This is a genomic window from Lutibacter sp., from assembly GCF_013139515.1.
Lineage (GTDB): Bacteria > Bacteroidota > Bacteroidia > Flavobacteriales > Flavobacteriaceae > Lutibacter.
In genome coordinates this window covers 1-11,692 of sequence record NZ_WTAR01000079.1, presented here as the reverse complement: position 1 = coordinate 11,692, position 11,692 = coordinate 1, and the positions used below count along the sequence as shown (strand labels likewise).

Genomic DNA, 11,692 nt, shown 5'->3' with positions numbered 1-11,692 from the left:
ACAATTAGAAGTATTAAAATTGTTTTTTGAATATAAAAACAAAAGCCTTAAAGTTGGAGCTTTAAGACTTTTTTAAAAGGTAACGCTAAAAGAAGCGTCAGATTTTTTTTACATTACAAATCTACATTACTTCTTTTAGCCTACCTAAGATTTTTAACGAAAATTTTAATAGGCTAAAACATGTTCTAACTTCATTTCAAAAATCACTATTGCATAACACAACGCGTGCAATAAAAAATTACCAAAATTCACGGTTCCTTAGATTTTCTAAATAAAAGGTGTGTATTTTTAAAAGGCTCGTACAGCGGCCTATCGTAAAGTTGTGCATTCATTAAAAAAATCATAAAATGATTAAATATAGTTTAAGAGGGAAAGTAAACCCTCAAAATTTAACAGAAGTAAATAAATTGTTTCCAATAAAACAAGCGCAGGAAACATTAACAATTCGTGATTTTGGGAAGCGTATCAGCAGAGAAAGTACAGTAAGTATGATGGATACTATGGCTGTATTAGAAGGATTGTTACAAATTATTCCTGACGAAATTGCCAACGGTAAAATTATAAAGCTAGGTGATTTTGGAACCTTTAGGTCAACAATTTCTTCTGAAGGTGTTGCTACTGAAGAGGAATTTACAATTTCTAAAATTAAGAGTCTAAATGTGCGATTTAGACCAGCGCATGAATTTTCTACACTATTGTCGAACTTGAAATACGAAAAGGTTTCGTAACATGTTCTTTTTTACTAAAAAGGGAGATGTCTTTGACATCTCCCTTTTTTTGTCTCATCATTTTTCTTTAAAAAGTAACCTTACTTTTTAAATAAGTAACGGAGCTTTAAAAAAAAGTAACAAAGCTTTTAGAATAAGGAACCGGACTTTTAAAAAACTCTTTAACATTAAAGATTCCCAGACAAGCTGAGGATAACATTAATTTTTAAACTGAAAATAACATACCAAACTGTCATCCCGCACCTGATGCGGGATCTGTACCTATAAATACTAAATTACTAATTGCTCTCCTTTTTGAAAGATCCCCCCAATCAAACTCAAGGATGACGGCGCATTTCGTCATTACAGGACCGAAAGTAAAGAAAACAGCTGGTAGCTGTTTTTAATGAAGGTGCCAGGTTGCGCGTAGGAATAGTGAAATGAAGTAATCTATTGTTTGTAATGGAAGATTGCTTCGTCGCATCTCCTCGCAATGACGGTACATTTCGTCATTACGAATGTAACGCAGTGGAATGAAGTAATCTGTAACTTTGAAGTTCTATTCATGAGATTGCTTCAATCGTGCCTCTTTCGCTATGACGGTTCAATCATGAGGGTGCTTTGTTACACCTCAATGACCATGCTTAAACTAACATTTCAAAACACTTTTTTTAACATAGCCTAAAAGCACTTCTATATACTTTTTTAATGTGAAATTTTTCACTAATTGTATATCCATTTCACATTTTATGGGAACTAATACAGTTTCATAATAATGTGTTGGGTTGTCAACCTTGTCTAATAGTTCTTCTTCATTACTATACTTACTTGCAGCTGGGCTAAACACCCCAGGTTTTTTAACTAAGATTTGAGTGTATAATTTTTCAAATTTTTTAGTATAATAAGGCACTTGTGGCCTTGAACCCACTAAAGACATATCTCCTTTTAATACATTGTATAATTGTGGCAATTCATCTAGTTTATATTTCCTTAAAAACAATCCTATATTGGTTATTCTTTTATCTGAAAACCCTTTAGTTAACCCTTGTTTATCTTCTGTAAACGAATGCATAGTACGGAATTTATAAATGGTAAACGGTTTAAAATTTTTACCTATTCTAGTTTGTAAAAACAGTACTGGAAATTCTTGTAAAACAACCATTATCAATATGATAACAACTACTATTGGAGAAATTAATAATAGAGTAGTTACTGCTATAAGTAGGTCGAAGAATCTAATCAAATTTTAAGTGTGATTTAGCAATTTTAAAATGAAACGAACCGTAGTAAAATAGTTATTTTACTCGTTGTGCATTTTGAATAAAATTTGTCAATTCGAGTGAATTTAACTAATGTTAATGCGTAAAATTAGTATCGAGAATCAAATTTTCGTTTTCAAAATAGTTCTCGATACAATTTTCTATAGAAAATTACTCGAACTGACATTCAAATGCATAAAATAAATCAAAATGCACAACGGGTTTATTTTATAATAAATACTTTTTCTTTGTACCTGTGAAATACCGTAGTATCATCATTTACATTTTTATCTAAAATCATACCCGCAGAAATTATATTTCTGGAGCCAACTTTAATATTAGGAATTGTTGCGCTATTTATTCCAAACATATTTTCATCTCCTACCTTTGTAAAACCCGAAAAACATACATTAGGAGTTATAAAATTAAAGTTGCCAATACTTGTGTCATGTCCAATACTAGCTCTTGAGTTGATTAAATTAAAATTACCAATTTTCACATTGGGACCAATATTCACATTAGGGGCTATCACTACCCCTTCTCCTATTTCAGAAGATTTAGATACAAAAGCTGAAGGATGAATAAATGTTATGAATTTTGCTTGCTTATTTTTAAACATTTCAATAATTGGCCGCCTGTATTTTACACTGGCAATTCCAACTAGATAACTTACTTTTTCATCCACTTTATGAGATTTAATATCTCCTAAAAACGGTGCGTTAAATTGGTATTGGGAGTAACTCTTGGGATTATCATCTAAAAACCCTTTTATTATATATTTATTACCTTCTTTTACTTGTAAATCATTATAAAAACATACATAATCCTGAATCTCAGCAGCGTGTCCTCCCGCTCCAATAATTATTAATTCCATCATTATTTTATTATCTTGCTGAATACCCTCCATCTACAATTAAATTACTACCTGTTACCCATTTTGAAGCATCAGAAATTAAATAAACACATGCATTTGCAATATCTTCCACATTACCAATTCCAAGAGGATGTAACAATTCTATTTTTTTTAAACTTTCCTCATTTTTACTATAAAAAGAAGCTGAAGACATTGGCGTTTTTACAACACCTGGTGATATTGTATTTACTCTTATTTTTTTCAATGCCAACTCAATAGCTAAAGATTTTACGCCTGCAATTAATGCACCCTTTGTCATAGCATACGTTGTTTTTCCAACTTCACCAACTAACCCCATCACAGAGCTCATAAATACAATACTACCTCCTTCATTCAATAACGAATACTTTTTTAAAAGTAGATTTTTTATTAATAAAACTCCAGAATTTACATTGATATTAAAATGATTTTGCAACTTCTCTTCTGTAATTGATCTTAAAACAATAGTTGATGAAATCCCAGCGCAATTAATTACGCCATCAATATTAAACCCTCTTTCTTTCATATCATGAATAACAAACATCACCTTCTCTGAATCTAATAAATCTACTGAATAAATTAAATGTTCAGTAGCATTTTGCAACATGTTTTTTGTGATTTGAAGACGTTCCCTATCTCTTCCAAATAAAATAGTGGTAGCACCTAATTTACTTAATACTATTGCTACTTCTCTACCAATTCCTGAAGATGCTCCAGTAATTAATATTCTTTTACCTAATAGGCTAAAAGGATTGTATTCCATTATATCTCAACTATTTCTGATATGTGAATATTGTCAAGCTTAATAATACTACTCGCCCAAGACATACCAACTCCAAAACCTGAAAGTAATAGTTCTTTTGGCTGTTCAAATTTATGTTGTAATTCACTTACTATTGTTAAAGGAATGGAAACAGAAGACGTATTTCCATATTTATGAATAGTAGCAGGTATTTTATTGGTATCAAATTTTAGTTTTTTTGCTAGATATGAATTAATATAATTGTTAGCTTGATGAAAAACATAGTAATCTAAATTTTCTTTTGATCTTCCAGAAAATTCTAATATTCTTTTAATGTCTTTAGGTATTTCACGAATAACAAAATTAAAAACATCAGCGCCATTCATATACCCATGTTCGTCGGTTCTAATATTTCCATATTCATCTACAACCTTTTCTTTTACCGTTTCAACAGAACTCATATTCCGATAACCTCCTCCTTCAATTTTAATTAAAGAAGCTCTAGATCCATCAGAGTTTAAGGAAAAATAACTTTCTCCATATTTTTTATCTCTATCTATTAGCGCTGCAACACCCGCATCTCCAAAAATAAAAGCAGTCATTCTATCTTTCGGTGAATACACTTTAGAACGTGTTTCTCCATTCAGTAAGAGCGCTTTTTTTATGCCACTTTTTTCCATAAAAGAATAAACTACAGAAAGCCCATAAATAAAAGCCGAACATCCAAGGCTTAAATCAAACGCAATAGTTGAATTTGGCAAGCCTAATCTATCTTGTAATATTATAGATGAAGCAGGCATCCTATAATCTGGTGTTTGAGATACAAAAATCAATAATTCAATCTCGCTTCTATCAATATCTAAGTCATTTAACAGTTTCTCTGCTGCCGCAAAACTTAAATCTGAAGATGTGGTATTTTTATCTGTAAACCTACGTTCAAATATCCCAACTTTATCAACTATATCCTTAACATCTTCCTTTGGAAAATGTTCTGTATATTCATAATTATTAATTATATTTTTAGGCACAGCGGCAGCTATTCCCCGTATTCCAACTCCTGTATATTTTAGCAATGCCATCTATTAAAAATTAAATAAATACTCTAATTTATATCCCTACTTTACTTAGCAACCTTTTTATATAAATCGCTAACTGTTATCATTTTTTTAAACTCTTCATCTTCAATCTGAACACTATAATCGTCATCAAGCATTGCAATTAAAGACAAATGAGTTAAAGAATCCCAAGTATCATAATCACGAAACACATCATCCATATTCATTTCTTGATCATCCATTTCAAATACTTCTTTCAATAATTCAATAAATTTTTCTTTCATTATCAACGTTTTAATTATTTATTACTTTTATAATTTCCTAGAAACTCCTCAGAAGTTGCGCTATTACTACCATTAATCCCTTCCCTTTTAACCACTTTAATCAAAGTTAAAACAATTATTTTAAAGTCTAATTTAAAACTAATATTATTTACATAATAGTTATCTAATTCTAATTTTCTTTCCCAAGAAATATTATTTCTTCCGTTTACTTGAGCCCAACCTGTAATGCCTGGGCGTACTTCATGGCGTCTTGCTTGTTCTTTTGAATAACGATCTAGGTATTTGATAAGTAGAGGTCTAGGCCCTATCAAACTCATATCCCCTTTTAGCACATTTAATAATTGCGGTAATTCATCTAAACTTGTAGAACGAATAAATCTTCCAATTTTTGTTAACCTTTCTTTGTCTGGTAATAAATTCCCTTCTTTATCAACTTTTTCATTCATTGTTTTAAATTTAAACAAACGAAATAAATTTTCATTTAATCCGGGTCTTACCTGTGTAAAAAAAGGTTTTCCATTCGTCACAAAATATAGGAAGATACCAACACCCATAAATATAGGTGAAATTAGAACTAAGCCAAATAAGCTTAACAAAAAATCTATTGATCTTTTTATATGTTTTGCATACATGTTTTTACAATTTTAAAAGCATTATTAGGTCCAAAATTTTTGGAAGCCTTTAAAGAATTTGCACTATAAGAACTTCTTAATTCTTTATCTTCTGTTAAACTTTCTACAAAGTGAAGTATATTTTTCACATCGGTATTTTTAAAATTTTGACCAATTTTATATTCCTCTATTAATTTCCCTAATGCTGAATCAACCTCAGAAATACTTAATATTGGGGTTCCAACTGACATTAGGTTAAATGTTTTACTTGGTATACTTAAGTTAGAAGCTTCAGAGCCTAGACTTACAACACCAATATCTGCTGAAGCCAATGTAAAAGGTAATTTTTCAACTGGCTGCCAAGGAAGTAATTTAATGTTTTTAAGTTCTTTTTGTTTAATTAGACTTTGTATTTTTGTAAACTGCGTTCCTCCACCTATTATTAAGATATAAGAGGATTCATCTTTTAACATTTCAGCTAAACTTATTAATATTTCAATATTATGTGTCTTTCCTAAATTCCCAGAATACATGATTATAAATTTATCTTGCAATTTATGTTCTATTACAAATGGGTTGTTCTCTTTAGAAATTGGTTTAAGGAACGAATTATCTGTCCATATAGGTACTACGGCTATATTATCTTTAAAAATATACTTCGCTAGTCTATTTTTCATCCCTTCATTTAGTGTAAGGATAGTGGCTGCTTCTTTATAAATTTTTGTATTTACTTTTTGCCATTTTTTAATTAGGTATGAATCTTTCTTAAATATGTTATATTCTACTAATGCATCAGGATATACATCATAAATAAGTAAAGAATATGAATTCTTAATTACTAGAGGTAATAGTGTTGCTGTTGGAGGATTTGACACTATTAATAAATGTGTTTTTCTCAATCTAAACCAAGCTAATAATAATAATTGAAGTGTTGCTAAACCCCAAGTAGCAGCCCTTTTAAATGTACTATTACGGTTGTACTTAACAATATTTATAATCCTTACATTTGGATGTAAACTCTTATTTCGTTGCACTAAACGCCCCGTGACAAGGTTAACTTTAAATCCATTTTCAACAAATGCATTTGCAATATCTATCATCAAGTAACCCGAATCTTGATTGATAATACTAATAGTCTTATTCTCTTTTACCATTAATGTTTATAAAATGAACTATTTATCATTGACGTCTTTTTGTTATTATATCCCCTAATTCACTAGAAGTCATAAACTCAACATCTGGCCATTTTATAATAATTTTTTTTAATAATTCATCCAGTTTTTTTAACCCATTACTTCTATTATTAGCATTTAACCAACCAATATAATTTGTTCTATGTGAGCTTATTGTCGCAGGTTTATGCCACCTAAAAGCAATTTCAATTTCCTTTAAACAATCATTCACCCAATCTTTTGTTTGTGGGTGTTCCCATGAGTTTGGTTCAAAAAAAGCATTTCTAGTCATATAAATCAATCCATCATTATTTTTCTTCCCTAAATAGCGAAAATGTTTTTTAAATTGACCGTTCCCCAAGGGTTCTAGTTGTATTTTACCTGTACCTAAATAATTAATACCTTCTTCTTTTACAGTTTTTTCTAAATTATTGTTAAATGGTCCATTGGGAGGAACAAAAAATGTTGCTTTATAACCATATAATTGTTCAAAACAATCTAATCCTGTTTCTAAAACTTCTTTTTGATATTCAATATTATCCAAGGTATCAATATCAAAAGCGGCTTGATACCCTTCAATATTTTCTCCATGTATTCCGCTTGAAATACCTGTAACCCCATGTTCAAATGCAAGATGCGTAGATTTACATCCCTTTTGTAAAGCCTTCATCCAACGTTGTACATTTACATGCTCTCGTCCATGAAACTCTGGCACTAATAATCGTTGTTTAATTCCTTCCTGCCATAAATTATGAACTCTATCATGCTCTGGATAACGTTTGCAAGTTTCTGTATATAATTCATATTCGTATTTTGAAAATCCGTTCTTCTTTATTTTTTCAAAATTTGGATTGGCAACTATATTAACTCCTGTAATTACAACACTTTTACCACTTGCGTCTTTATGTTTACTTAAAAGTTCCATTAACAATTCTAAGTCAGAATTACTTTCTAGTGCATCATTCGTATTATAATGATTATTCCCTACATTAATACCTCCTCTTTTTAAGCTCTCAAAATTTTCTTTTGAAGACATTCTTATACTCCCCCAATCATCAGATTCTATAACAATTATATGCCTTTTAGTTCTCCAACCTGGAAGGTTACTAATATTTCTTTTTATATTATTTAACATGTAAATATTATTATAAACTCATTTTTTTCACTTTAACCTTCTTTTGATGAAACTAATAATTTAGTATAAAGATTGATATATTCTTGAAATCGTTTATCTTTATTAAATAATTTTTCAGCTCTTTCACGGCACAAATAAGAATAATTCTCCTTACCTTTTTTACTAACTTCTTCAATGGCATTCTTTAATTTTTGAACATTTCCTTTTTCAACTACTATACCTGTGCTTCCGTCAATTGCTTCAGGACTTCCTCCTGTATTATACGTAATTACGGGTGTACCACAAGCCAAGGCCTCTATATTTGTAGTTGGGAAGTTATCTGTATATGTTGGGTTTACAAATACCATTGCTTTATTATACCATGCTACCAACTCTTCAATGCTTTCTGTTCGTTGTATTCCTACTATACCTTTAGGTAGTTTTTTTATTTGACTATCATTTAATCCAATTAGTACTATTTGAAATTTATTGGATATGGATTCTCTAAGTTTTATAAAATCTGCTAATCCTTTTCGCTTATCCCATATGCTTGCAACACCTAAAATAATATTGGTTTTAGGCAATTCTTTATTTAAAAATCGAAATCTATTTAAATCAACCCCATTATGAATTACCTCAACGGTATAATCTTTTAAAAAAGATTGTTCTACCTTCTCCTTCAACCAATAACTAGGCGTTATTATATGAAGATTTTTCAAACCTACAAAAGCGATTTTCTTATCTCTATAATTGTTAAAACTTCTATCATTAAAACTTTTAGGATAACTAGATTTTTGAGGACACTTTTCACAATGCGTTATCCACTTTTCACATGCAACCATTTCAAAATAAGAACAATGCCCTGTAAAAGGCCAACAATCATGAAATGTCCAAATTACTGGTAATTGATGTTTTTTTAAATAGTCAAATAATACTTGGTAATTAAGATAATACCCATGTATATTTTGCAAACCTATTACATCTGGTTTACATTCTTCAATTTGAGCGATAAAATATTTTGTTGCTTTTTTTGAACCTAAACCATGCTTGTCTAACAACAAAGTTTTTAAACCATGTATATAAATGTCTTTTGTGGTTCCTATTTTAATTAATTTTGATTTGCTTGATTGATTTCCTCTACCGTACCCAATAAAACTTTCATGCCCATTTTCAATAGCTACACTACCTATATCTTCTGTTATTCTACCCGTACTTCCAGAATTAACAATTGTATTTATTTGAAGGAGCTTCATGTTGTTTAATTTCTAAAAATTTAATTTGAAGTGATAAAGTTTTCAAATTCACTACAAATATAATTTAATTCAAACTTTGCAATACGTTCTTTTGATCTTTTCCCCATAGTGCCAATTAGTTCTGGAGTATCTATTAAAAATTGTAATTTTTCTTTAAATAATTCAGTATCATTTAAAGGAATTAAAAAACCATTATCTCCATTTTTTACTAAATCACTTGGACCTGCAATACAATCAAAAGCAACTATGGGTAATTCAGTTGACATGGCTTCACCAATAACATTTGGAAAACCTTCTGAAGCTGATGAAAATGCAAATATTTTACTAGAAAGGTAATACTGCTCTACATCTTCTTGTTTCCCCGTAAATATAACACGATCAGCTATATGTAGTTTTTTCGCTAATGCTTCCCATTGTTGCTGATTTTGTTGTTTTAAATGATTATAACCAACCAAAACTAACTTCCAATTTGGGGCTTTTACTTTTGAGAAAATTCTAATTAATACATCTTGTTGCTTAGATTGTATATATCTACCCACCATTAAAATTATATTTTCTTTCTCTATAATTCTCTCTGGTATTTGTCGAATTGGATTTCCTATAATTTTAAAATTTGTATGTCTATACATTTTTTGAAAAATCTCTAAAGCTTTTTCTGTTTGTACAATAACCCCCGTAGCTTTTGGATATAACCATTTTCTTAAATAATCATGTAAACTACCTAAGCTTTTATCAGGTTGTGCTCTATCTGAAACATAGATAGGTGTTTTTGTTCCTAACATTGAAAGCAATACCATATTGTTCCACCGTTCACCAAAAGACAATACTGATAATGGATGTATTGATTTTATTTTTTTTCGAAGAAAAAGTAATGTTTTAATCGTAGAAAAAAATCTACTATTATTATCAAATTCAAAATGAGGTTTGTGTATTGTTATATCCTTTGAAATAGTGTAGAATACCTCTCTTTTAACTCCATATAAAATTAAGTGTACCTTGTAATTTTTATCCCCTGCAAAATAATTTAATAATTCGGACATGACTCTTTCCATACCACCAGCATGTAGAGAATGAATCACAAAACAAACTGTCTTAATCTTCATTATTACTTTTACCCTTTGGTTTCAATATTAATTCCACCATCCATCCATATGGGTTAAATGTACCGGGATACCAATTTAATTGTTCATCCCAATACCCTGTACAAGCATCATATCCTCCATTTGCAAAACCATAACTTATTTCTATTAATAATGGGTTTTGTTCACTATCTAACACAAAATCATAGGCTATACATTGCGCTTTTAATTTTTTTGAATATTCAAACGATGCTTTTACACATTTTTCATTAATATGTTCTTTATCGTATAAAATAGTTCCTCCACCTGAAGCTCTGAAATCATTTTCTCTATTCATTCTTTTAATTCCAAATGCTTTACCATCAACTACAATAATTCGAATATCAGAATCGTTATTGGGAATAAATTCTTGAAAATACACATAATTTATTTCTCTTCCCATTACTTTGGTGTAGTGTGGTTTATGTACTAACCGTATGCATCCCTTCACCACATCAAAAAACGTTGTTTTTCCTAATTTCCATTTACGAAACCGCTCTTTTAAACTTCCCCAAGCATCATAGGCAGGAAAACCATTTCCAAAAGCTTTATTCACTATTTTTATTGCTGCATTTTTAGTTTTAGCTAACTGTACATTTTGAGACCCCGCACCTCCACGTAATTTAAATACTTTTGGAAAGCTTGTTTGTTCAATCCAGTCTATAGCTGTCTTTTTCTCATAAAAAACCCACGTAGGTACTAAAGCGGTTTTTAAACCTTCCAATAAGTATTTCTGACCTACTTTATCATCAAAATGCCATCCTGTATTAAAATCCGGAAAAACAGGCATTCCACTTTGTTCTAATGCAAATAACAATGGTTTTGCCATCACAATATCTTTTGAACTTGCCTGATGATAATGCCACATTAATGCACTACAACCTTCTAATTGTTCAATAATGTTATTGGCATAACAATCAACCAATTTATAAGGTATCTTATTCTCTTCGCAATAAGCTACCCATCTATAATGAAATAAAACATCGCTTAAGTTATTGTGTATTGCTATCATATTAATCTAAATATTGTTGTGCCCATAATTCAAAACTAAGCATCAGCCAAATGGCGTCTAATTGGTAGGTTGTTGCATTGCTTACATTTTTTACCCAATTAGAAATTTCCTTTAATTCAAATATACCTCTTTTTTGTATGCTTGGTGCTACTTGATTCTTCCATTTTTGTTTAAATTCTTTTGAAGAAAAGAAAGAACGTAATGGGATTCCAAAATCCATTTTTTCTCTATATGAAAAATCTTCTCCAAATTTTGATGCACAAATATCTTTTAACAACATTTTTGCTTCGTTTTTTTCTTGGTGTTTTCCTATTAATAAATCTCCTGGTATGTTTAATGAAGTACTCACCATTTCATTGTCTAAAAAAGGCACCCTGTTTTCAATGCTATGCGCCATAGACATTTTATCTTGTCGCATCAACAAATCAGGTAAATAGGTTAACAATTCGTATTTTCGTTGTTTAAGAGTTGTG

General features: G+C 30.0%; 13 protein-coding genes. 1 reads left to right on the top strand and 12 read right to left on the bottom strand.

Features of this window, described 5'->3' with window-relative positions; genetic code table 11:
• Positions 1-347 precede the first annotated feature (347 nt).
• Positions 348-728, top strand: coding sequence for an HU family DNA-binding protein (locus GQ540_RS07770; RefSeq protein WP_291799753.1), 381 nt, complete (start codon positions 348-350; stop codon positions 726-728).
• A 628-nt stretch (positions 729-1,356) separates the two neighbouring features.
• Here GQ540_RS07770 and GQ540_RS07765 read toward each other — a convergent pair.
• The 12 genes from GQ540_RS07765 to GQ540_RS07710 form a co-directional block, all read right to left on the bottom strand.
• Positions 1,357-1,950 (bottom strand): sugar transferase, encoded by a 594-nt coding sequence (locus tag GQ540_RS07765; RefSeq protein ID WP_291799751.1) that lies wholly within the window; start codon positions 1,948-1,950, stop codon positions 1,357-1,359.
• A gap of 239 nt (positions 1,951-2,189) precedes the next feature.
• A complete protein-coding gene (locus GQ540_RS07760; protein WP_291799749.1) occupies positions 2,190-2,843 on the bottom strand; it encodes an acetyltransferase in 654 nt (217 codons plus the stop codon).
• A 7-nt stretch (positions 2,844-2,850) separates the two neighbouring features.
• Positions 2,851-3,621 (bottom strand): SDR family NAD(P)-dependent oxidoreductase, encoded by a 771-nt coding sequence (locus GQ540_RS07755; RefSeq protein ID WP_291799747.1) that lies wholly within the window; start codon positions 3,619-3,621, stop codon positions 2,851-2,853.
• The gene (locus GQ540_RS07750; protein WP_291799745.1) at positions 3,621-4,679 is read right to left on the bottom strand and encodes a 3-oxoacyl-ACP synthase III family protein; all 1,059 of its coding nucleotides are present in this window, start codon (positions 4,677-4,679) and stop codon (positions 3,621-3,623) included. Before GQ540_RS07750 ends, GQ540_RS07755 begins: the two co-directional genes overlap by 1 nt.
• A gap of 41 nt (positions 4,680-4,720) precedes the next feature.
• Positions 4,721-4,939, bottom strand: coding sequence for an acyl carrier protein (locus tag GQ540_RS07745; RefSeq protein WP_291799755.1), 219 nt, complete (start codon positions 4,937-4,939; stop codon positions 4,721-4,723).
• 14 nt (positions 4,940-4,953) lie between these two features.
• Complete coding sequence (locus GQ540_RS07740) at positions 4,954-5,571, bottom strand: sugar transferase (RefSeq protein WP_291799742.1); 618 nt, start codon at positions 5,569-5,571, stop codon at positions 4,954-4,956.
• Complete coding sequence (locus GQ540_RS07735; RefSeq protein ID WP_291799741.1) at positions 5,553-6,704, bottom strand: glycosyltransferase family 4 protein; 1,152 nt, start codon at positions 6,702-6,704, stop codon at positions 5,553-5,555. Before GQ540_RS07735 ends, GQ540_RS07740 begins: the two co-directional genes overlap by 19 nt.
• Positions 6,705-6,729: 25 nt before the next feature.
• Positions 6,730-7,857: a polysaccharide (de)acetylase gene (locus tag GQ540_RS07730; RefSeq protein ID WP_291799738.1), complete on the bottom strand. Its 1,128-nt coding sequence runs from the start codon at positions 7,855-7,857 to the stop codon at positions 6,730-6,732.
• Between the two features lie 32 nt (positions 7,858-7,889).
• Positions 7,890-9,089: a glycosyltransferase gene (locus GQ540_RS07725; RefSeq protein ID WP_291799736.1), complete on the bottom strand. Its 1,200-nt coding sequence runs from the start codon at positions 9,087-9,089 to the stop codon at positions 7,890-7,892.
• Between the two features lie 20 nt (positions 9,090-9,109).
• A complete protein-coding gene (locus tag GQ540_RS07720) occupies positions 9,110-10,192 on the bottom strand; it encodes a glycosyltransferase (protein ID WP_291799735.1) in 1,083 nt (360 codons plus the stop codon).
• The gene (locus tag GQ540_RS07715) at positions 10,182-11,219 is read right to left on the bottom strand and encodes a hypothetical protein (protein ID WP_291799734.1); all 1,038 of its coding nucleotides are present in this window, start codon (positions 11,217-11,219) and stop codon (positions 10,182-10,184) included. Before GQ540_RS07715 ends, GQ540_RS07720 begins: the two co-directional genes overlap by 11 nt.
• A gap of 1 nt (position 11,220) precedes the next feature.
• Positions 11,221-11,692 (bottom strand): asparagine synthase-related protein (locus GQ540_RS07710; protein WP_291799732.1); only part of this gene is annotated, 472 nt, incomplete at its 5' end.

Bases quoted from the DNA above. Each gene is read 5' to 3' on its own strand.
- GQ540_RS07770 (WP_291799753.1), top strand. From the start codon at position 348: ATGATTAAATATAGTTTAAGAGGGAAAGTAAACCCTCAAAATTTAACA.
- GQ540_RS07760 (WP_291799749.1), bottom strand. From the start codon at position 2,843: ATGATGGAATTAATAATTATTGGAGCGGGAGGACACGCTGCTGAGATT.
- GQ540_RS07755 (WP_291799747.1), bottom strand. From the start codon at position 3,621: ATGGAATACAATCCTTTTAGCCTATTAGGTAAAAGAATATTAATTACT.
- GQ540_RS07750 (WP_291799745.1), bottom strand. From the start codon at position 4,679: ATGGCATTGCTAAAATATACAGGAGTTGGAATACGGGGAATAGCTGCC.
- GQ540_RS07745 (WP_291799755.1), bottom strand. From the start codon at position 4,939: ATGAAAGAAAAATTTATTGAATTATTGAAAGAAGTATTTGAAATGGAT.
- GQ540_RS07740 (WP_291799742.1), bottom strand. From the start codon at position 5,571: ATGTATGCAAAACATATAAAAAGATCAATAGATTTTTTGTTAAGCTTA.
- GQ540_RS07735 (WP_291799741.1), bottom strand. From the start codon at position 6,704: ATGGTAAAAGAGAATAAGACTATTAGTATTATCAATCAAGATTCGGGT.
- GQ540_RS07730 (WP_291799738.1), bottom strand. From the start codon at position 7,857: ATGTTAAATAATATAAAAAGAAATATTAGTAACCTTCCAGGTTGGAGA.
- GQ540_RS07725 (WP_291799736.1), bottom strand. From the start codon at position 9,089: ATGAAGCTCCTTCAAATAAATACAATTGTTAATTCTGGAAGTACGGGT.
- GQ540_RS07720 (WP_291799735.1), bottom strand. From the start codon at position 10,192: ATGAAGATTAAGACAGTTTGTTTTGTGATTCATTCTCTACATGCTGGT.
- GQ540_RS07715 (WP_291799734.1), bottom strand. From the start codon at position 11,219: ATGATAGCAATACACAATAACTTAAGCGATGTTTTATTTCATTATAGA.